At 60.4% G+C, this 20,974-nt stretch carries 18 protein-coding genes, 1 other RNA gene and 3 pseudogenes; 3 read left to right on the top strand and 19 right to left on the bottom strand.

The genetic code is table 11. From position 1 onward, the window contains the following. Nucleotides 1-2 precede the first annotated feature (2 nt). From IWX85_RS04010 to IWX85_RS03985, 9 genes and pseudogenes are all read right to left on the bottom strand, one after another. The gene (locus IWX85_RS04010) at nucleotides 3-1,283 is read right to left on the bottom strand and encodes a TolC family protein (RefSeq protein WP_196868826.1); all 1,281 of its coding nucleotides are present in this window, start codon (nucleotides 1,281-1,283) and stop codon (nucleotides 3-5) included. A 73-nt stretch (nucleotides 1,284-1,356) separates the two neighbouring features. Then, nucleotides 1,357-1,731 (bottom strand): hypothetical protein, encoded by a 375-nt coding sequence (locus IWX85_RS04005; protein WP_370584201.1) that lies wholly within the window; start codon nucleotides 1,729-1,731, stop codon nucleotides 1,357-1,359. Between the two features lie 219 nt (nucleotides 1,732-1,950). Then, entirely contained in the window at nucleotides 1,951-2,466 is a 516-nt protein-coding gene (locus tag IWX85_RS20885; protein WP_370584200.1) for an efflux RND transporter permease subunit, read from the bottom strand. After that, a pseudogene (locus tag IWX85_RS20880) lies at nucleotides 2,426-3,280 on the bottom strand (efflux RND transporter permease subunit). The gene IWX85_RS20885 and the pseudogene IWX85_RS20880 overlap by 41 nt, the downstream one beginning before the upstream one ends. Beyond that, nucleotides 3,268-4,068: an efflux RND transporter permease subunit gene (locus IWX85_RS20875; protein ID WP_370584212.1), complete on the bottom strand. Its 801-nt coding sequence runs from the start codon at nucleotides 4,066-4,068 to the stop codon at nucleotides 3,268-3,270. Before IWX85_RS20875 ends, IWX85_RS20880 begins: the two are co-directional and overlap by 13 nt. Before the next feature lie 68 nt (nucleotides 4,069-4,136). Continuing rightward, nucleotides 4,137-4,289: a hypothetical protein gene (locus IWX85_RS20305; RefSeq protein WP_231379535.1), complete on the bottom strand. Its 153-nt coding sequence runs from the start codon at nucleotides 4,287-4,289 to the stop codon at nucleotides 4,137-4,139. A 175-nt stretch (nucleotides 4,290-4,464) separates the two neighbouring features. Continuing rightward, nucleotides 4,465-5,071 (bottom strand): annotated as a pseudogene (locus tag IWX85_RS03995) (efflux RND transporter periplasmic adaptor subunit); the annotation flags it as partial. Between the two features lie 177 nt (nucleotides 5,072-5,248). Next, a complete protein-coding gene (rnhA, locus tag IWX85_RS03990) occupies nucleotides 5,249-5,731 on the bottom strand; it encodes a ribonuclease HI (RefSeq protein WP_051984406.1) in 483 nt (160 codons plus the stop codon). A 51-nt stretch (nucleotides 5,732-5,782) separates the two neighbouring features. Next, a complete protein-coding gene (locus IWX85_RS03985) occupies nucleotides 5,783-6,619 on the bottom strand; it encodes a class I SAM-dependent methyltransferase (protein WP_196868825.1) in 837 nt (278 codons plus the stop codon). Between the two features lie 12 nt (nucleotides 6,620-6,631). Here IWX85_RS03985 and gloB point away from each other — a divergent pair. Together gloB and IWX85_RS03975 are read left to right on the top strand one after the other, a co-directional pair. After that, nucleotides 6,632-7,400: pseudogene (gloB, locus tag IWX85_RS03980) on the top strand (hydroxyacylglutathione hydrolase). An 89-nt stretch (nucleotides 7,401-7,489) separates the two neighbouring features. Continuing rightward, complete coding sequence (locus tag IWX85_RS03975; protein ID WP_036811497.1) at nucleotides 7,490-8,974, top strand: transglycosylase SLT domain-containing protein; 1,485 nt, start codon at nucleotides 7,490-7,492, stop codon at nucleotides 8,972-8,974. A 35-nt stretch (nucleotides 8,975-9,009) separates the two neighbouring features. Here the strand turns inward: IWX85_RS03975 and IWX85_RS03970 are convergent, their stop codons facing one another. The 7 genes from IWX85_RS03970 to IWX85_RS03940 all read right to left on the bottom strand — a co-directional run bounded on the left by IWX85_RS03970 (nucleotide 9,010) and on the right by IWX85_RS03940 (nucleotide 14,813). Continuing rightward, the gene (locus tag IWX85_RS03970) at nucleotides 9,010-9,162 is read right to left on the bottom strand and encodes a DUF3096 domain-containing protein (protein ID WP_081932731.1); all 153 of its coding nucleotides are present in this window, start codon (nucleotides 9,160-9,162) and stop codon (nucleotides 9,010-9,012) included. 180 nt (nucleotides 9,163-9,342) lie between these two features. Continuing rightward, nucleotides 9,343-10,392, bottom strand: a complete 1,050-nt coding sequence (locus IWX85_RS03965; protein WP_196868824.1) for an ABC transporter substrate-binding protein — start codon at nucleotides 10,390-10,392, stop codon at nucleotides 9,343-9,345. A 139-nt stretch (nucleotides 10,393-10,531) separates the two neighbouring features. Beyond that, nucleotides 10,532-10,945, bottom strand: a complete 414-nt coding sequence (locus IWX85_RS03960; RefSeq protein ID WP_196868823.1) for an MAPEG family protein — start codon at nucleotides 10,943-10,945, stop codon at nucleotides 10,532-10,534. Between the two features lie 49 nt (nucleotides 10,946-10,994). Beyond that, entirely contained in the window at nucleotides 10,995-11,618 is a 624-nt protein-coding gene (gene recR, locus IWX85_RS03955; RefSeq protein WP_036811491.1) for a recombination mediator RecR, read from the bottom strand. An 85-nt stretch (nucleotides 11,619-11,703) separates the two neighbouring features. Continuing rightward, nucleotides 11,704-12,036 carry a YbaB/EbfC family nucleoid-associated protein gene (locus IWX85_RS03950; RefSeq protein WP_029524440.1) on the bottom strand — a complete coding sequence of 111 codons (333 nt, stop codon included), beginning with the start codon at nucleotides 12,034-12,036 and terminating at the stop codon, nucleotides 11,704-11,706. Nucleotides 12,037-12,110: 74 nt separating this feature from the next. Further along, nucleotides 12,111-13,952 carry a DNA polymerase III subunit gamma/tau gene (dnaX, locus tag IWX85_RS03945; RefSeq protein ID WP_196868822.1) on the bottom strand — a complete coding sequence of 614 codons (1,842 nt, stop codon included), beginning with the start codon at nucleotides 13,950-13,952 and terminating at the stop codon, nucleotides 12,111-12,113. 93 nt (nucleotides 13,953-14,045) lie between these two features. Further along, nucleotides 14,046-14,813, bottom strand: a complete 768-nt coding sequence (locus tag IWX85_RS03940; RefSeq protein WP_036811481.1) for a ParA family protein — start codon at nucleotides 14,811-14,813, stop codon at nucleotides 14,046-14,048. 238 nt (nucleotides 14,814-15,051) lie between these two features. Between IWX85_RS03940 and ffs the strand changes: the two genes are divergently transcribed. Next, nucleotides 15,052-15,148: signal recognition particle sRNA small type (ffs, locus tag IWX85_RS03935), an RNA gene on the top strand. 78 nt (nucleotides 15,149-15,226) lie between these two features. On the opposite strand, the gene IWX85_RS03930 is transcribed toward ffs, so the two are convergent. The 3 genes from IWX85_RS03930 to IWX85_RS03920 all read right to left on the bottom strand — a co-directional run bounded on the left by IWX85_RS03930 (nucleotide 15,227) and on the right by IWX85_RS03920 (nucleotide 20,462). Beyond that, nucleotides 15,227-15,508, bottom strand: coding sequence for a hypothetical protein (locus IWX85_RS03930; RefSeq protein ID WP_196868821.1), 282 nt, complete (start codon nucleotides 15,506-15,508; stop codon nucleotides 15,227-15,229). A gap of 122 nt (nucleotides 15,509-15,630) precedes the next feature. Beyond that, on the bottom strand, nucleotides 15,631-19,176 hold the full coding sequence (locus tag IWX85_RS03925) for a YhaN family protein (protein ID WP_196868820.1): 3,546 nt from the start codon (nucleotides 19,174-19,176) through the stop codon (nucleotides 15,631-15,633). After that, nucleotides 19,173-20,462: a DNA repair exonuclease gene (locus tag IWX85_RS03920; protein WP_036811449.1), complete on the bottom strand. Its 1,290-nt coding sequence runs from the start codon at nucleotides 20,460-20,462 to the stop codon at nucleotides 19,173-19,175. The genes IWX85_RS03925 and IWX85_RS03920 overlap by 4 nt, the downstream gene beginning before the upstream one ends. Between the last annotated feature and the right edge of the window lie 512 nt (nucleotides 20,463-20,974).

The following is a 20,974-nucleotide window of genomic DNA, read 5'->3' as shown; positions in this document are numbered from 1 at the left end:
GTTTATTGGTGGACGGAAGCCGGCATGCCCTTGCCCGACGGGATCAAATAGTTGATCTGGGCCCACAGGCGCGCGGTGTCCATCTCCAGGCGAAGTCGCTCCATGCGCATATCAATCTCTCCGCGTCGCGCCTCGAGCACGGCGGTGAGCGGTCCTGCCGCGCCGCGGTAGGCCGCGATGGCGGCGCGCGTTCGTTCCAAGGTCAGCGGCAGCAGCGTGGCGTCATATCGGACCAGACGCTCCCGGTTGCTGTGCCACTCCTGAATCATGGCCAGCGCCTCTGCAATATGCATGCGTGTCGACTCTTCGCGTTCAGCACGGACCTTCTCGACCTCGGCAAGCTTGGCTGCCACTTCACGGTTCTGACGATTCTTCTGATCCCATTGCAGCGGAACCGATACATTCAACGAAATCATGTTGGAGAAAGCTGACCCGCGCTGGTTGTACATCAGCTCGACGCTGAAGTCGGACTTCTTGCTGGCCTGTGCAGCATCAGCCTCGGCCTGCGCCATGGCCTCCTGCTTCACGAGAACATCAATCTGGGGGTGGTGGGCGAGCTGGGTCTCCAAGTCTTCGGCGCGCATGCGCACTGTATCAAGGGCAGGTGGCGCGCCCAGCGGCTTTGCCGCTTCGGCACCGACCCATCGCGCCAGTTGGATCTTTGCGGTTTCGATTTGCCGCTCAGCCTGGGCAATGCGGTCCTCAAGCTGCGCGACAGCAGAACGCGCCGCAAACAGGTCGGTCTGTGACCCTCGCCCGCCTCTGTAGGCTGCATCCGCTGCATCGATCTGCAGCCTGGCTTCGTCGCGCTGAACGACCAGCAGCTCGCGCAGCCGTTCCTGGTAAAAGCGGTCCAGCCAAGCCGTGGCAGTATCGCGTTGCAGATTGGTCAGTGCGAGAAGGCGGCCAGCTTGGGCGGCCTCGGCTTCTCGCTCAAAGCGGGCAGTACGGGCCTTGCGTTTGTCGCTGCGAGTGAACTCCTGCATGACGCCCAATGAGCGCATCGTCATGAAGTCACGCGTCAGGCTGAACTGGTCTGGCCCGTTGAGGGGCAGGTTGTTGACACCAAACTTGAGAACAGGATCGGGCAGCTGGCCGGCAGACACCGCCATTTCCCGTGCCGCCATCGTTGCAGCATCCTGAGCGACCAGTTGCTGGGACCGGGCAGCAGCAAGCCGCTGGGCTTCCTGCAGGGACAAGGGTTCGGCCGCCCAGAGCGGCACCGTGGTGTGAGCCAGCAGCACAGCAACTGCGACTCGTCGAACAAGAAAAAAAGAAAACATAAAACCTCCAGACAACAAAACAAGCTGCCGGCGCACATGGCGTGCTCAGGCAGTAGCTAGGTGACTGGAGGATTTAAATACGAAAACAGCAGTTGCGCACGGCCAGGGGCGGCGCCGTGTTGCGCCTGATAAGCGGCGCCTGCAGGGAGACACCCAAAGGTGCGGGGGCGATGCGGGGCAGCGGGAAGTCAGTTGCCATATCGGCCAGACTCGCCAATCCTGGCACCTGGTATTTGTCGGTGCTCTGTTGGCCGTCCTGGCAGTGCGCATGGCACAGGCCGGGCTGCTCGTCGTCCATGGTGAATGCCATGGATTCGGCGCACGGCATGTTGGCCTGGACCATCAGCGACATCTCAGCCGGCTTGATCGTCGTTGCAAAACCGCCAGGGCAGGAATAGGCAGCAACGGCGAATTGCATGAACAGCAGGCTCAGCAGCGCGAACAGCACTTTGGCGAAACGGTTGCGGCGGTTCCAGGTCATGGGAAATGTTCGGTGGGCGTGGTGAAAAGTTGGAGGATGGTTGTGGGTCAGTGTAAATGCACAAGACCCAATGCCGGTAAACCCCTGCCATTTGAAATTGATATTTTGGCAAATATTAACGCTCTTTCCTGCAAACCCTGCTGGATCTGGGAACAGACGATCTTTGAAAGCCTGCTTACGGGTAGCTTATTTCGCCGCAAACTCCGGCTGCTCTTTGGCAACCGCCATATTCGCGCCCGGCACCGCAGCGCGGGTAAGCAACGCACACATCGTCGGCACCACAAACACGGTCAGCAATGTGACCAGTGACATGCCGCCCACGATGACCCAACCAATCTGGGTGCGGCTTTCAGCCTCGGCGCCGGAGGTCAGCGCCAGTGGCAAGGCGCCCAGCACCATGGCGCCGGTGGTCATCACAATCGGGCGCAGCCGCTGCGAAGACGCTTTCACCAGCGCATCAATCATTGCCATGCCTTGTCCGCGCAGCTGGTTGGTGAACTCGACAATCAAAATGCCGTGCGTGGTGATCAGGCCGACCAGCGTGATCAGCCCGATCTGGGAATAGACGTTAAGCGAGCCGTCGCTCCACTTCAGCGCCAGCAAGGCGCCGATCATCGACAACGGCACTGACAGCATGATGACCAGCGGATCGACAAAGCTCTCAAACTGCGCCGCCAGCACCAGCCAACGCGCCTGCAGCACGAGGCACTTGAAGCGCTGAGCCGCACCGATCACACCGGTCTGTGGCACAAAACCGCGCCGTCACGGTCCAGCGCAGCAGTGCACCGAAGCGATCCGAAATGCCGGTCAACACGCGCTCCATGGTGCTGTCAAAGCGGTTTGACTTGGGATTGTGCTTGAGCAGCAGCGTGCACAGCATGGGCGTGAGCGTCAGCGCGACCACACCGGACACCACCACCGCACCGGCCAGCGCCAGCGCAAACTCGACGAACAGTCGGCCGGTTCGCCCCGGCGTGAAGGCCAGAGGCACTTACACCGCCACCAGCGTGGCGGTCATGGTGATGATGGCAAAACCGATCTCTCGCGCGCCCTTGATGCCGGCGGAAAATGGGTCCATGCCTTCCTCGATGTGGCGAAAGATGTTTTCCAGCATCACGATGGCGTCGTCCACCACCAGGCCGATGGCCAGCACCAGCGCCAGCAAGGTGAGCGTGTTGATGGTGAAGCCGGCCAGCGCCATGAGCGCAAACGTGCCGATCAGGCTGACCGGGATGGTGATGATCGGAATGATGGACGCGCGCAAGATGCGCAGGAACACGAAGATCACCAGCGCGACCCGCAGGACGGCCTCGCAAATGGTCGGGTACACGTTCTTGACCGAGCGGTCGATGAACACCGAGTTGTCGTTGGCGATGTCAATCAGCACGTCGGCCGGCAGGTCTGCCTACAGCTGGGGAATGGCGGCCTTCACCCCTTTGGACAAGTCAAGCGGGTTGGCCGTGGCCTGGCGGATCACGCCCACGCCGACGGCCGGGCGGCCGTTCAGCCGGACCACCGTGCGCTCGTCGGCAGCGCCCTCCTCGACCCGGGCCACGTCGCGGTCCGGACCGGGAACCCGTTGACGGTCCTGATCACGATTGCGCCAAACTGCGCCGGCTTGAGCAGGTCGGTTTGCGAGGTCACGCTGAATTCACGCTGCTGCGACTCGATGCGGCCGGCAGGGAGATCCAGGTTGCTGCGTCGAATTGCGTCCTCGACGTCCTGCGTCGTCAGCCGGTAGGAAGCGAGCCTGTCGGTGTCCAACCAGACACGCATGGCGTACTTGCGTTCGCCGAAGATGCGCACATCGGCCACGCCGATGACGGTCTGCAGGCGCGGCTTGACGATACGGTTGACCAGGTCGTTGATCTGCAGCGGCGTCAGCGACTCGCTGGAAAACGCCAGCTGGATGACCGGAAACGCGTCGGCCTCGACTTTGGCAATCACCGGCTCTTCGATCGCTTGGGGCAGCTTGTTGCACACCCGCGAGGTGCGGTCGCGCACCTCGGCGGCAGCGGAATCGGCGTCTTTCTCCAACCGGAAGCGCTCGCTGATCTGCCCCTGGTCGGCGCGGCTGATCGAGGTGATGACATCCACGCCGTCAATGCCGGCAATCGAGTCTTCCAACGGCTTGGTGACCTGCGACTCGATCACCTCGGCCGACGCGCCGGCATAGCGCACGCTCACGGTCACGACCGGCTCGTCGATCTTGGGGTACTCGCGCACCGTCAGGCGGTTGAAGCTGACCGCACCGACCAGCACGATGAGCAGCGACAGCACGGTGGCGAACACCGGGCGGCGGATGGAAATTTCAGCGAGTTGCCTACGGGCGGTACGGCGTTGGTCACGAAGATTCGGGCAGGAGGCCGCACTCAGCCCGGATTGCGGATGGCAGGAGACGCCGGGTTGTGCACGGCAGGTGATGTGCCGGAAGTCGGCATCACGCTGCCTGCTGCAGACAGTTGCGTCACGATGGTGCCGCACGGGTTGGGGCCTGACAGTGATGCTTTTACGGCGCCAGCCATGTGCGAAGCCGGCGAAAAAGATGCAGCGCCGGCAGATTTTTTATCCGTTGCCGCTTCTGTGGCAGCGGCCCCGCCATTCAGGTTCACCACCCGGACGACAGTCCCGTCCTTCTGGATTCGCTGCTGGCCAGTCCTGACCACGGTGTCGCCGGCCGAAAGCCCTTCCAGGATTTCGACCGTCCTTGAGGTAATCGCCCACGTTGACTTGGCGAATGCCGATGATGCCGTCAAAAGGTGCCAAGATTTTCAAGCGCGCCGCCATGGCCTTCGCAAGTGCCGCCTTGGCCTGGGCCACCTGCAGGCCGGCGGCGCTTTCATCGAGCGAGCGCTGGCTGATGAAGTTTTGCGCCACCAATTCCTGGTTGCGCTTTTGGTTGGCCTGGGCAATCGACAGTTCTGCCTGGCTTTGCAGGATTTGCGCCTGTGGCAGCTGGTCGTCAAACTGCACCAGCAGTTGGCCCCTGCGCACCCGCTGACCATCGGTGAAGTTGAGCTGGGTGATGCGGCCGCTGATTTCAGGACGCAACACCACGCCCCGGCGCGAACGCAGGCTGCGCGACCGCGCGCGTGTCACCAACCAGCCGCGCCAGCTCGACCCTGGCCGGTTCCACCGAAGGCGGCTTGGCCGCCGTGCCATTGGTGCCCGCGCCTTGCCCTGGCGCGGGGTTGGCCACGCCGGCGACACCGTCTGCCGGCTTGGGTTTCTGATACCACCACGCAACGCCTGAAGTCGCTGCAATGCCTGCCACTGCGACCAGGGTGTAAATTGCTTTTGATGCCATGAGGGGGTAAAAAGGTGACTTGTCATGAAAAGAAACAGCTTTTCAATGTAGAGCATGGCCAAAAAAATGCTCAAGCGGCGCCGGCTACAACCACCCTTGAATCCGCCCTTCATCAATGCACAGCACGACAGCCAATCTCCTTGCAATGGCGCGCCAGAGACATGGCGCCGGACTGGCTCAGATGCGGCCCAGTGCGCGATCCACTCCTTTATTGGCCAGCGCATCGGCGCGCTCATTGCCCGGATTGCCGTTGTGACCCCGGACCCAGCGCCAGTCGATGGTGTGTCCGCTGGACACCAGCAGCGCGTCCAGCCGCTGCCATAAATCGACGTTCTTGACCGGTGCCTTGGCCGCAGTGCGCCAGCCCCGGGCTTTCCAGCCATGAATCCATTCAGTAATGCCCTTGAGCACATACTGGCTGTCGAGGTAAAGGGTCACGTTGCAGGGTTTTTTCAATGCCATGAGCGCCTCGATGACGGCCGTCATCTCCATGCGGTTGTTGGTCGTTCCCATCTCGCCACCGAAGAGTTCCTTCTCAGTGCCGCCTCCGGCCAGCAAGGCGCCCCAGCCGCCGGGCCCAGGGTTGCCCTTGCAGGCGCCGTCGGTATAAATGACAACGAGTTGAATGGGAACGTGTGGTTCTGCTGCTGAATCGGTCATGGGCTGCTTGTGGTGCCAGGAATGCCTGGTGGGTTTAAAAAAATAAAAAACTCAGCCGCTTATTTTGACCCAGTCGGCGGGATTCTTGCTGGCCACCACGGCGGGCGCAGCAGCCGGTGATTTGCGGGTTTTCCAGGCGGGCTCCAGCAAACGCATGCCGCGCACGTGCTTGACGGCCACCAGAAAATAAACCGCCCCGAAGATCGGCCACCAGCGTTTGCCAGCGTGGTCCATCCAGTCAAATCGGTCCAGCCACTTCTGGCTTTTCAGCGCAGGACGGTAACAGCCAAATTGCGCCGATTCCACTTCGAAGTCGAGCAGCCTGAGCCAATCGCGAAGCCGCCAGTAGCCGATGTATTCGCCAGCGTCCGGCAGAAAAAGTCCCTCGTATCCAAAGCGCTGGTAAAAATGATCGCGTTGCTGGCGCAGCCCCCACAGACTGGCCGGATTGAAGCCGCTGATGACCACCCGCCCCTCAGGGACAAGAACCCGGGCAACCTCACGCAAGGCGGAATGCGGGTCGCTGCCAAGCTCCAGCGTGTGCGGCAATGCCACCAAGTCCAGGCTGCTCTCGGGAAAGGGCAGCGCTGACGAATCTGCGTACAAGGCAGCGCGTGGGAAACATGTGGGTTCAGGCGCTGTGCGAAGCTCTGGTCTGCCACTTGAAGCAAGCGTTAATGTCCGCTTTTCGAGGGAAGAAAGGGCCAGCCATTTGTGCGGCATGCGGTTGGCCTGCAAGGCATTGAGTTCTGGAAATCCCAGTTGCAGGGCATGGTAGCCAAAAATATCACTGACGGCCAGGTCAAAGTGGGAACGTTCCCAGGCCAGAAGATAGGCCCCTGGCGCGGTATCGAGCCACTCTGTCAAACCTATAATTCCCGACTTCATAGAGACCACTGCATGTATTTGAATCCTGTTTCCGCTTTTGCCGACAACTACCTGTGGTTGCTGCACGACACCAAGCGCGCCCTGCTGGTGGACCCTGGCGACGCTGCGCCGGTATTGCGGGCACTGCAAGCATCCCGACTGCAACTGGAATCAATTCTAGTCACGCACCACCATGCGGACCACACCGGTGGCATCGATACATTGCGCCAGGCGACTGGCGCCACGGTTTGCGGCCCGGCCGCCGAATGCATGCCGGCGCCTTTCCAGCCGCTACGCGAAGGCAATCGGGTCGCGACCCTCGGCCTGGATTTCCAGGTGCTGAAGGTGCCAGGCCATACTGCAGAGCATATGCCTTCTGCACCCCGGACAGGGATGGCCAGCCTCTGCTCTTTTGTGGCGACACGCTTTTTTCAGGGGGCAGCGGCCGGCTGTTTGAAGGAACGCCGGCGCAAATGCTGGCATCGCTTGACAAGCTCGCCGATTGCCGGGCACAACACAAGTCTGCTGCGAACACGAGTACACACTGGCCAACCTTAGCTTTGCGCTTGCCGTTGAGCCTGATAATGCACTTTTGGCAGCCCATGAAAAGCATTGCCGCCAGATGCGCGAGCAGAGCAAGCCGACCCTGCCCAGTTTTATCGGACAGGAAGTCCTGATCAATCCTTTTTTACGCACACGGCAAGCTGGCATCATGGCCGCCGTTCATCACTTTGACGCGTCAACCCATGACGACACCACTGTATTTGCCGCCCCGAGGCAATGGAAAAACCTATTCAAATGACACCTGTCCCTCGAACCGCCCCGCTTTACATTGTTTCTTCCTATTGTTTTTTTCACCTCCGTTTTCGGCTGGTCTGGCTGGCATTCCTGATGGCGATGGTGGTGCTGGCAGGTTGTGCAACACAGCCGCCAGGCCTGCCGGACGACCCGGTGCTGTCCACCGGGCCGGGCACCTTACCGGGCCAAAGGATTCCGGCCGGCCCGCTTCGCGCCATCACACCAGGCCAGGTTAATTCCTTCCCGATTGCCTCCACCGAGCCGCCCAAGGAACTCTGGGACCGGATTCGCCGGGGATTTTCCATGCCCGACTTGCAAAACGAACTGGTGACTGACCGTGAGCAATGGTATGCCAGCCGTCCTGATTACATCCAGCGCATGACCGAGCGCTCCAGCAAGTACCTGTTTCACATCGTCGAAGAGCTTGAGCGCCGCCAGATGCCGACAGAGCTGGCGCTGCTCCCCTTTATTGAAAGCGCCTTCAATCCGCAGGCGGTGTCCAGCGCCAAAGCGGCGGGCATGTGGCAGTTCATGCCGGCAACCGGAAAATACTTTGCCCTCAAGCAAAACGACTTCAGGGATGACCGCCGCGACGTACTGGCCTCCACGCGCGCAGCGCTGGACTATCTGCAAAAACTCCATGGCATGTTCGGCGACTGGCACCTGGCACTGGCTGCATACAACTGGGGCGAAGGCAGCGTGGGCCGAGCCATTGCGAAAAACCAGAAAGCCGGGCTGGGAACGACTTATGACGAGCTCAACATGCCCGCGGAAACTCGCCTTTATGTCCCCAAGCTTCAAGCCGTGAAAAATATCGTTGCCAATCCAAATACGTTCAGTACCGAACTGCCGCTGATTGAAAATCACCCCTATTTCCAGCAGGTGCAAATCACGCGTGACATCGACGTTGCCCTGGCTGCACGGCTGGCCGACGTTGAAATTGACGTGTTCAAGGCGCTCAACCCTTCGGCCCGCCGCCCGGTCATCCTTGCATCGGGAACGCCGCAAATTCTTCTTCCTTGGGACAACGCACTGGTTTTTCAACGCAACTTCGACGCCTATAATCAAGGCCAATATGCGAGCTGGACCGCCTGGACAGCGCCAAGCACCATGAACGCCACGGAAGCGGCCCGCCATACAGGAATGAATGAATCCGACCTGCGCAGCATGAACAACATACCGCCGCGCATGCTCATCAAGGCCGGCTCTACACTGATCGTGCCGCGCACAGCCCAGATGAACAATGACGTCAGCAGCCATGTCGCGGACAATGCCCAGGTTTCGCTGGCGCCTGAAATCACCACCCGCCGCACGACGGTCAGGGCGCGTAAGGGTGAGTCGGTTGACAGCATTGCCAGCCGCTACGGCGTGGCTGCCGCCAACGTCGCCAACTGGAACAACGTCAATGCCCAGACAGCCTTCAAGCGGGGCCAACAAATCGTGCTGCATTTGCCGATCACCGCACGCGCCATGGCCAGCGATGTAATCAAAAAGCCTGCCCCTTCAAGGGGAAAAACTGCGGTTCAGCCGGTCAGGCGCAACACCGGCAAGGCGGTGGTCAAGTCAAGAAGAAAGTAATTTCTGGCGATTCAATGCCAAGGAGTCCGGATGCATCAGATCCGCAGAGAGCCGGTTCCGAGGAGGCCGAGCAGCCCGATCACGATCAGGTAGACGGCGACGATATAGTTCAGAAGCCGCGGAATCAGCAGGATCAAAATGCCTGCAATCAGCGCGACGACTGGACCAATGTTCATGGAAAGATTCATGGGTGTTCCCTGGGTATTTATGGTTGAAGGGTGCAATAACAGCATGAAGCTGGACTGCACGAACATTTCAACACGTACTGCAGACAGTCAGGCCGATGCAGACGACAGGAAGTCACAAATAGTTTTCAAACGCTACAAGAACCGTTTCAATATGGCCTGCCATCTTCAGCAGGCATTACGTCAGGCCTTGAAACGTTCCTTGGCGCGTTGTGCGAACGCATTGGTGTAGGTCTTCGACAGGTCAATCCTGCCGACTTTGACGCTCGGGTCAAAGCCGGCGATCGCCTTCAGGGCGGTGGGGGCCGCTTCATCGGCCAGGATGCCATCCAGTGAAATGGATTCGCGTACTTTGTTGAATGAGGCAATGTACAGCCCCCTGTCACCCAGCAGGTAATTTTCGGGAACTGTCTTGATGATGTCCCCCGGCCCTGCAGTCTGGAGCCATTTCAGGCCTCGCACCATGGCGTTGGCCAAGGCCTGGCAGGTATTGGGATTTTTCCGGATGAATTCGAGCGGCGCAAACAGGCAAGCCGCAGGCATGGGCCCGCCGTACAGTTCAGTCGTTCCCTTGAGGGTACGGGCGTCACTGATGATGCGGACCTCGCCTTTTTGCTCCAGGATGGTCATGAGCGGGTCGGTATGGCTTATAGCGTCCACTTGGCCTGAACGCAGCACGGACAAGACGTTTTCGGCATCGCCGACTTCCAGAAAGTTCACATCACCGGCTTTCAGGCCGCCTTGGGCCAACACCATGCAGGCCATCAGGGTACTCGCGCTTTCCAGCGCGGCAACACCGATTTTCTTGCCCTTTAGTTCGGCGATAGGCTTGTAGCGCGGAAAACTTCGGGTCGAAACGCCGAATGCAATCTGGGGCGCCCTGCCAAGCAGCACAAACGACTGGACCATTTGCTGGGCAGCCTGGAGGTGAATGATGTGCTCGAAGCCCGCCAAACAGATGTCGGCCGATTTCCCTATTAAAGCCTGCACGGCCTGCACACCGGTTTCATGGTTGCTAATGGCAACGGTAAGGCCTTCCGCCCGGAAATAACCAAGCTGCTCGGAAATGGTCAGGGGCAAACTGTAAAAAGCGGCCTTGTTGCCCACCGCAATTGTGATTTTTCGGGTTTCAGGCTGGCTTTGCGCATGCAGCGCAGGACAGCTGAATGTTGCCGCCGCCAGTACGCTGGTGCCAGCAAATAGCCGCCGGGACATGCGGGGTAATCGTTCCATGCCAGTTTTCTTTCTTCTCGGTAACTATGCGTTTCAGCATATCGAGACCCCAAAAAAACTGCATCGGGGTCATCCCGCGCCAGCGATTGCTAAACTCAAGCCCTTTGTAGCTTTATGTAACTACCGGGCTTGTAACTTGTCATCGAAACCCGGAAAAAAGAATGCCGATATTGATGAAAAATGCCAGTGCCCAGACGATGGAGCGTGCATTGGCCTTATTGCCCACATACAGCGCGATGTAGACGACACGCAGCACGACAAACACAACCGCAAGGACGTCCAGCAGGGCCTGACTGGCCTGGAACTGGTGGGCAATGATGACCGCGGCAAAAAAGAAGGGAATGGCTTCGAAGGTATTGGCTTGCGACGCATTGGCGCGCGCGCGCCAGTCGGTCTGGCGCGCCAGCCAGGCTCGGGGATCGTTGTTGTCGTAGCCGCCTTTACCAGGAGCGATTCGCATCGCTCCGTATTTGGCAATACCGGCACAGACGATGGGCAGCAAAGCAGCCACCAAAATGCACCAGTAGGCCAGCGTGAAATGTGCAAGCGTCATGAGAAACCTTTTTTATGATGATCGGCAGCGGCCCTGGCTGCCTGCCGGCTTATCGGCGGTCGGTCAAGGCGTGGGCAATGGTTCCCAAGTCCACATATTCCAGTTCGCTGCCCACCGGTACGCCGCGCGCCAGGCGCGTGACCTGCATGCGGCGACTTTTAAGCGCCTGGCCAATCACATGCGCCGTGGCCTCGCCTTCAGCGGTGAAATTTGTCGCCAAAATGACTTCTTGTACTTCACGCTCACTGGCCGGCAAGAGTTCTCCGCTGTCGTCGCGGGGCGCCACGCGGTCGAACAATTTTTGCAGACCGATGTCGTTCGGGCCTATCCCGTCCAGCGGGCTGAGCTTGCCCATCAACACGAAATACAGGCCCCGGTAGGCCAGCGTCCGCTCCAGCGCCGCCTGATCGGCCGGGGTTTCCACGACGCAAAGCTTGCTGCGGTCGCGCTGCGGATTCGTGCAGGTCACGCAAACCGCCTGCTCGGTCAGGGTGTTGCACAACGCGCAGTGTCCAATGCTCTGCACTGCGTGGTCCAGCGCCCGCGCAATCTGCAAGGCACCAGGCCTGTCGTGCTGCAGCAGGTGAAAGGCCATGCGAGCTGCCGACTTGGCGCCCACGCCCGGCAACTTGCGCAAGGCCTGGGTCAGGCCTTCTAAGGCGTTGGTATTCATTTATGGACTTGTCGATTCGGGGATCAATAAGTTGGGTACCAAGCGATAGGGCAGTGCACGCCTCCGTCGGTCCGTCCCCAATGACTCAAAAGGGGAACTTCATGCCGCCCGGCAACGCCGGCATGCCCGCTGTGAGCTTGCCCATTTTTTCCTGGCTGACTTCCTCGGCCTTGCGCACAGCAGCATTGAAGGCAGCCGCCACCAGGTCTTCAAGCATGTCCTTGTCTTCCGTCAGCAGGCTGGGATCGATCTCGATACGCTTGACATCGTGTTTGCAGGTCATGGTGACTTTTACCAAGCCAGCGCCGGCATCGGCCGTGACTTCGACAAACGCCAAGTCATCCTGGGCTTTTTTCAGGTTGTCCTGCATGGCCTGCGCCTGCTTCATGAGGCCTGCGAGTTGTCCTTTGTTGAACATGATTTTTCCTTTGGATAGGGTTGCTGAAACTGTCGTTGATCATATCGGCTGACTGCAACAAAGCGCAGCCTGACTCAGGACGAAACGCTCTTGATGCTGCCTGGAACAATCCGGGCGCCCCATTCACGGATCATGTCCTGCACAAACGGGTCATTTTGAATCAACAGCTCTGCGACGCGCTGGCGCTCGACCAGTGCGGCGCTGTTCCGGCGTGCCGGCGTATTCGTCACAGCGCCCAATTCGACGGCAAGCCGCAGGTCGGGTTCAGCCAGTGCATTCTGAAGCGCGACCTGCAGCTTTTCACGGGCGGCAGCCTGATTCAATGACTCGCGCTCGACGCGCAGGGTCCACAGGCTTTCACTCTGTCCGCACAACTGCGACTGCAATGCCAGTTCGCGCGTCAAGGCTGCAATGGATTCAGCCGCCACCATCAGGTTAACGATCCGTTCCCAGGCATCGTCAAGGGAACCACCTTCCGTGCCGATATCCGCCGATGGCCGCATCGGTGCTTTTGCCGTTTCAGCGAACGCTTCGCTATTCATAGCACTCGGCACATTAGCAGTCTGCGCAGAAGCCATATTTGACTCATAAGCCACCGTCAGTGGAAGCGCTGGCACATAGTGAGCCTGCAAGACCTGATGGGTGTCTTCCAGCCGTGTCCCTGGCCCGGACTGGACAGCATGGAGACGGCCGGCAACAGGGGCCTCGACCGGCTCAGACAGCGACTTTTTTACTGGCTCGGCGGCACTCCCCGACGCAGGCCTGACGGCGACAGGCTGCACCCCGGCAGCTGCTGGGACGACGGCGCCCGGCGGTTTAAAGGCCAGCAGCCGAAGCAGCACCATGGTCAACCCAGCATATTCGTCAGGCGCCAGGCCCAGTTCACCGCGCCCGTGCAGGCACAGACTGTAGAGCAACTGGGTTTCGTCGGCCGGCATGGTACGGGCCAGCCGGGCGGTTTCCACAATCTCAGGATCGGTGTCGTTGTCGCCGGCGCCGATGCCGGGAACAGCCTGCAGCACCGCCATGCGCTGCAGTACAGTGGCCATTTCTTCAAGTGTCGAGGCAGCGCTCAGGCCGTTAAGCCGCAACACTTCAGAGGTTTCGACCACCGTGCGGCCATCGCCACGCGCCAGCGCATCGAGCAGTCGGAACACATAGCTGCGGTCCACGCTGCCCAGCATGACGCGCACACTGGCCTCGTCGAGCCGGCCCGAGCCAAAGGCTATCGCCTGATCGGTCAGCGACAGCGCATCGCGCATCGAGCCGCGCGCGGCGCGCGACAGCAGGCGCAAAGCTTGCGGCTCGGCAGAAACGTTTTCGAGGGCCAGCACCTGTACCAAATGCTCCAGCACCGTCTCGGGCGCCATGGGCCGCAGGTTGAACTGCAAGCAGCGTGACAGCACGGTAGCCGGGACTTTCTGCGGATCGGTCGTGGCCAGCACGAACTTGAGGTAGTCAGGCGGCTCCTCCAGCGTCTTGAGCATGGCGTTGAATGCCGTGTTTGTCAGCATGTGAACCTCGTCGATCATGAAGACCTTGAAGCGCCCCACCACCGGCTTGTACACCGCTTGCTCCAGCAGCTGGGCGATTTCATCGACGCCCCGGTTGGACGCTGCGTCCAGTTCGGTGTAGTCGACAAATCGGCCGCCGTCGATGTCCCTGCAGGCGTCGCACACGCCGCAAGGCTCGGCTGTGATGCCGCCCTTCCCGTCAATGCCGGTGCAGTTAAGCGACTTGGCCAAGATGCGCGACACCGTGGTTTTGCCCACACCCCGGGTGCCGGTGAACAGGTAGGCATGGTGCAGCCGCCCCGTTCCCAACGCATTGCCCAAGGCCTGCACGACGTGAGACTGGCCCACCATTTCCGAGAAGTTCTTGGGGCGGTATTTGCGGGCAAGCACTAAATAGGACATGAACTCATTCTAAATTGGCCGGGCAGCGGGTGAACCGCAGACTGTGGACAGAAGCTTGCGCTGGCGGTCAGTGTTTTGCGGGAAGTTGAGGGCTCAGGGCTCAAGCGCGGCATGCAGTTTGACCAGCGCCTGGGTCAGTTTGTGGCCGGGGTCCATGTAGATCATTGGCAGCGATTGTTCATGCGATTCGCGCACCCTGATGGAAGCTGGCAAGTAAGGATGCAAGACAGGCAAACCTTCTTCCATCAGTTCATTGACAATTCGCTGCGGCAAATTGGCGCGCGGTTGGAACTGGTTGACCACAATACCTTCCACCACCAGCCTGGCGTTGTGATCCGCCTGGATTTCCTTGACATTTTCAAGCAGGGTATACAAGGCCTTGCGTGAAAAATCGTCGCAATCAAAGGGAATCAGGCAATTGCGTGCCGCGATGAGTGCCGAACGGGTGTAAAAATTGAGCGCTGGCGGTGTATCGATGTAAATCCGGTCATAGCTGCCGGACAGTTGCTGCAGCGCCTCGCGCAGCTTGAAGATCTTGTGCCGGGACTCCAGCTTGGCCTGCAATTCGTCAAGCTTCGGGCTGGAGGGCATCAAGTCCAGCCCTTCATGGGGCGTGGCAACGATGAATTCGGCTGGCGAAACGGTACGCAAACTGAAGCTCAAGGTATTTTCAAAAAATCCGCCCACGTCTGGCTGATTGTCGGTGGCCGTCTTGCCCATCAGGTAAGCGCTGGAGTTGCCCTGCGGGTCCAGGTCCACAACAAGCGTGCGCAAGCCCTGGCTGGCGCTGATGGCAGCCAGATTGCAGGTAATGGTGGACTTGCCGACCCCACCTTTTTGATTGAAAACGACGCGTGGCATGAAGGCTTCCTTGTGCGGCAGTAATTAGTGACTGATTGTGCCTTCGATGCCATGTGCGCGAAAGGCCGGTACAGGTGCAGGCAGCCCTTTGAATTGACGGACGGTCAAGGGCGGGAACACTGTCTGCAGTTTTTTCTGGCGGCTCTGGATGAGGAATGGATGAAGCTGCAGGCACAGGTTTTATGAAAATTCTCCCCACGCGTCAAAGCGCTAAGCCAACACCCTTATAATCTGAGGTGACGGGCCTTCCCGCATGGTAAAGCGGCCAACCGGGTCAGATGGGGAACCAAGCAGCCCTAACCGCGGAGCCAGTGCCGGGGCCAAGGCTCGTCACCTCATTATTTGCAGCGCATTTCTTCCAAATGCAAGCCACGCCCACTGCGTCAACAGCTGGTGCATCGGCCACTCAAGTCCTACTCGTTGACTTCTTCAATCGCAAGCGTTGTCTGCAGCGCATGGCTGGCAATCTGCTCGGACATCAGGGCCAGCGAAGCGAGCGCATAAGTCCCGCTGATGATCCCCTTGTAGGCTATTTCGGCAGCCACGGCTTCCTGGTCGAGTCCTTCCGTGGCGGCAACGATGCAGTCCTCCATGGAGCCCAGGCCAACATCTGAATACAGTGTCTCCCCTTCATAACTGACGCTGTATTCGTACAGGTCCTGCTCCATCGGGTCGATGTGAAAACGAACAATCATGCAATCCCCTTGCCTTTTGTTAATGTCAAAAAATAATACCTGACAGCGTAAGACGATATTGCGCCTGCACAACAAATTCCCGTTGGCGTGGACTTTGGCAACCTTGGATCCCCGCGCCCGCTTCACTGGCCGCGCGCAAAGCCGGCTTCGAGCCGGTGAACCCGCAGTTCGTCTTCCCCGACAGCGCTGGACGCGAGCGCCAGCAGGTGATGGTGGTGTGTAAACACCAGCACCTGTGATGCAGTGGCAAATTTTGCCAGCGCGCGGAACATGTGGCTGGCGCGCTCGTCGTCGGCGGTCATGAATACATCGTCAAGCACCAGCGGCATCATCCGGCCTGGTTTGCGCTGCACTTCCAGCGCGGCCAGCCGCAGGGCAAGGTACAACTGGTCGGCCGTTCCTTCGCTCAAGGCTGAAATCTCCATGGCCTTGCCTTGTGCAGGCTGGGCGAGCAGCAGTGGCGTGTCGCTGTCGGCATCAACCGCCAGCCGTACAAAACGACCTGCTGTCATGAGCCGGAAGTAGTCGCCTGCCAGGGCCACCACCGGGCCCTGCGCCTTTTCGCGGTGGCGGCGCAGCGCTTCGCCCAGTAGCGCTTCGGCCAGCTTGAGCCGTGCCCATGGCCTCACGCCGGCGCGGTAGCGTGCAATGGCGGCTTCCATTTCCTCCTTGGCCTGGGCAGCCTCATCCGACGTGTCGATCTGCGCCAATGCAAGACGTGACGCCTGCTCCGCCTCGATCGCGGTCTTTTCATCTGTCTCCAGCGCCAGGATCGTCGCCGAGCAGACCTGTTTTTCCTGCTCAATGGCCACGCTGTCCAGACTGGCCAGTTCTTGGCGCAGGGTGCAAGCGTCCTTTCGGGATGTCCGCGAGAGCTGGTCCTTAAGCCCCTCAAGGCGCATGCGCAGCGCGTGCATCTGGCCAGAGCGAATTTCCGCCTCCGGCAATTCGTCGGCATGCCGAACCCCTGCTTCGCTGACCAGCCCTTCAAGGGTATGCCGGGCATCCTCGACGGCTGAGAGTGCGCGTTGCCTTCGGACGGTTTCCTCGGCCTCCCTGTGTTGCAGCGTTGCCTTTGCCGCAGCCGCCTCGCGTGAACGCAAGAGCCGCCTGGCAAGCGTATCGACCCAGGCATCCCGGTGATCCCATACAGGCTCCTCCAAAAGCCGGCCCAAAGCGGTGGCCCCTTGTGCCGCAGCGTCCTCGCTCGCCTGCATTTGCTTGAACTGCTGCTGGTGACCCGCATGCAACTGGTAGTCATTGACCCAGTGCTGGAGTTCAGCGAGCCGCGCCTTGATGGTTGACGCTTCGGCATCCTTGTCCAGGGACAGGCGAGAGCAACTCCGGTCCAGCGCCGCGCGAGAGTTCTTGATCAATCGGGTCAGCTCGGCACCCCGGAGCTGGTCAGCCTGAAGGCCCTGCCCCAGGCTGTTCAGGTCAATTCGCCAACGCTGCATCGCAGCATGCACAGTCACCAGTTCGCGTTCGGCGGCGCTGCCCAGCGCAACCAGCGCATCGAGTGATGGCTGTGTTTCAGGGACGGTGTGACCCAGAGCCAGCATGGCGCCAGACAAGCCCTGGCTGGCTGCTGCCATCTGCTGCACCAACAGGTCATGGGAAAGCGTGACCTGCGCAAGACGCTCATGCTGGTCGAGCGCCGTTTGCCGAATCACCAGCCACTCTCGTGCCCCGGCTGCCGTGCCGGCGGAAATCCCCAGGCGCGACAGGGTTTGCTGCCAGCCGCTGTCCAGCGACACCAGTGCGTCGGTGTGTTCGTCATCCCTGGTCCGCAAAACCACCAGCGTCTGCGTCATTTCTGCAATGCGCTGTTCGCATTCGGCCACTTCGGCGGCTCGCTGCGCACCCTCGCGCAACAAGTCGGCCTGCCGGTCGGCCTCGGCCAGCGTCTGCTCGAAACGTAGCGGCAGTGCGTCGCCAAAAGTGTCTTCACTTGAAGGTTTGCCTGCTTCTGCAGCAGGATTGATGTATTCAGCCCGTACGGCCTGCCAGCTTGCATCCCGCAGTTCCCTGGCCAAGCGCAAGGTGTCGGCCGTCACCACCTCGCCGGTGGCAGCCAGGCGCTTGCTGCGGCGGTGCTGCAATGCCAGATCGGTTTCCAATTGTCCGGTTCGGTTCTTGTTGAGCGCCGCTTGCTTGAGCAGTTCGTTTCGTTTGTGTTCCCAGGCATCAATTTCGGCAATGGCCAGCCAGCCCGTGAGCGTCAGTTGCGCAGGAGACTGCAGCCCCATGTCGCGCAATGATCCGTCCAGCTTGCGCTGTTCCGTGTTCAGCACAGCCTGCAAGCTTAGCCGCCGCTGCTGCGCATCCCCCAGCGACCGGGCCTGCTCCAGTGCGGTCACCAGGGCCTGCCGCAAAGCAGATGCCGGCTCAGGAATTTCCTCGCGCCGAAGTTGCGCCACCTTGCAACTGTCAACGGCTTGCCGCGCCTGGACATGCTGCCACTCGATGTTCAGTGTCTGAAACGCTTCCAGCGAGCGCAGCACCTCGGCCTGGTCGGCCGAAGACGGCGCTTGCCTGAAGAATGCTTCCAGACTGTCAAGCCCCTGACGGCAGGACTGCATCTGCAGCGCCCGCAGCATCAGCAGTCGGCCTTCATCATCCGTTGCGGCCTGCAGCTTGAGCCGGACATCGCGCTCGCGCCGCACCAGGGACACGTCGGCCTCCAGCCGGTCGATGGCTGGGGCATGGCTGAGCAGCAAGGGCTCAATCTCCAGCGCCAGCAGCGAACGCTGGCAGAGGGCAATCGCTTCATCGGCTTCGCTTAGCCCGATTTGCGACAGCGCCTGGTGCTGGAGGGCGGCGAGCCTGCAGTCGCGGGCGTCGGCTGGCAGGGCCACATGACCCTGAATTGCATCCCACTGGCTTTCAGCCATGTCAAGCTCGCGCAGCAAGGGCTCCACTGCACGCAATTCGGTTAGCCCCTCAAGCTGCCGGCGCTGACCGGCCAGTTGTTCCCTTGCCTGCGCAAGTTGGGCTTGTGCCTCGTCATGGACGCGCTTGAGCACCTTCCACTGGTCCGGCTTGGTCACGGCCTGCCGGTAGCGCTGCCGTGCTTCTTCGAGCTGCCGCGCAGCTTCATTGAGGATGGGCAACTGCCCTTTGGGCACGAAGTATTTTTTTGCATCAGCCTGCAGCGTCTGGAGCATCAGCTTGATACCGGCCGAGCCGGTGCTGGCCTCAAACAGCGCGGCGCCCAGTTCCCCTTCGCCCTGGATGAGCATCTGGCCACCCTTGCGCAAGTGCAGCGAGTTCAGGCCATACATGGTGTCGAACTGCTCGCGCACTACACCGCCGGTCAGCGCCAGCAGCACCTCGGGGGAAACTGAAGGGCCCGTCAACGGCAGGCCGCTTGACGGATCAGCGCTCGTCAGCGGATCCTTGTTGCCCTTGCGGCGGGCCAGGCCCACGATTCGGCCTGACGCATCCTCAAAACACCCGGCCAGCAGCATGTCCCTGAAGCCATGCACAAAATCATCCTTGCTGCGCGGGGGTATGCCATAGCGCAGATCGGTCATGGCACGCAGTGCCGAAGACTTGCCGGCCTCGTTGGCACCATAGACAAGGTGCAGGTTGGCCGTGCCTGAAAAGTCCAGTGCGGCGTTGCTGAACGGGCCAAACGCCGTCAGGAACAGTTTCCGGATTTTCATGAATTCACTTCCTGGCTTGTCAGTCGCGCCAGCAGCGTGGCTTCTGCATCCTTCAACAGAGTCAGCAGCGCCGCGCTATCGTCCAGCCGGGGAATGTCCGTCGTGGCATCAGCCGCCTCATGGGCCATGGCCGCGAGCACTTCAGCAGGGACCTTGCCCAACACTTCGGCCAGCGCGTCGCGGCAAAAACTTTCCAGACCCGTCGGGTCGGCTGCCAGCGTGTCAACCCAGCGCACCAGTTCGCCCAGGGCGTCGTCGCCCTGCTCCACGCTCGAACGGTTCAAGGGCGAGCGTAAATCGAGCTTGACCTGCTCGATCCAGACCTCCACGCCGGTCACATCCTGTGCAGCGGCCTGCACGGCTGCGGCCAGCGTTCCGGGCTGGCGCGCTTCCAACGCATGCAGAGGGGTTTCACCAGACAGCACCACCCGGACGGCATGCAGCACATCGCCTTCTTCGGATGCCGCAAGCTCCAGCGCGTGCGAAACCCGTAAAGGCAGTTCGTCCAAGGTCTTCACCGGCTGCAAGTCGATGACGATCTGATGCCAGCGAACCACGGCCAGTGACATGAAGCGGGCGGTCATCCGGGCACCCTCAACCGTGACCAGCTCGCAGCCCTTGGGGCCGGTTTCACGGGCGTGGCGGCCCTGAAGATTGCCCGGAAACACCACCCGGGGCTGTTCGCAAATCACCTGCCGGGCGTGGATGTGTCCCAGTGCCCAGTAGTCGTAGCCTCTGGATTTCAGGTCTGGCAAAGTCGTTGGCGCGTAGGTGTCGTGTCCGCCAATACCGGTCAGGCTGGTGTGCAGCAGGCCAATGTTGAAACAACCCGGCACGGCCAGAGGGTAGCCGGGCACCAGGTCTTCGGGCACCTCGCGGTCCGGAAAGCTGTGCCCGTGAATGGCGACGCCCAAGGCCTCCAGGCACACGGTTTCGGCGGTGCGGCTGGAAAACACCTTGACATTGTCAGGCCATGGAATCTGCCGGGTTATCACGCCACGCGCATCGTGGTTGCCCTGCACGATGAACACACGAATCCCCTTGCGCCCCAGGCGCACCATCTGTTCGCGCACGAACAGGCCGGTATGGAAATCCTGCCAGTCCCGGTCGTACAAATCGCCGGCAATGAGCACAAAATCGACCCGCTCATCCAGCGCCAGGTCCACCAGGCGCTCCAGCGCACGGCGCGTCGCGCCACGCAGCCGCTCCAGCGGCGCGCCTTCATAGCGGCTCAATCCACGCAAGGGGCTGTCGATGTGCAGGTCGGCGGTATGGATGAAACGCATGCAAGTCACTTTCTTGTCGGAATGGTTGCCTGATTTGCGTCAGACTGCTGGCGATTGTGGGGCAAGGTCGGGCTGCTCATTGAAAATCAAACACTTCATTATTTATAGCAACAAAGATACAGCAGGAATGCGCAAAGCCACGATTTGAGTATTAAAAATCACCCACGAGCAAGCAGGAGCATAAACGCGGCCAGCGCTGGACAAATCGTTCATGTCGAATCTTTTTCAACTGGCAACCAAATACGCCTGTTTTTTAAGCACTGCCCGCCAGCCCAGCACTGGCGCCACTTTCAGGACTTGTCCCTGTTCTTATCCACAAGCTAAGCCACAGACGACGGGGACAAGTCGCCGTCCCGAAATTTCGTTGTGCACGGCAGTGGCCCGGCAAAATTGATCCGCGCTATAAGTGGGAACCCAGGGCACAAGTTCTGGCCGAAGGCGGCTGGACATGAAGGCGTTTTCGAGGGTCAGGAAATCAGCGCGCCGCGCACGGCGCACGAATACGCCAGCAT

The organism is Polaromonas sp. CG_9.11, assembly GCF_015752225.1.
Lineage (GTDB): Bacteria > Pseudomonadota > Gammaproteobacteria > Burkholderiales > Burkholderiaceae_C > Polaromonas.
The sequence above is the reverse complement of the archived record's forward strand: the minus strand, read 5'-3'. Positions and strand labels throughout refer to the sequence as shown.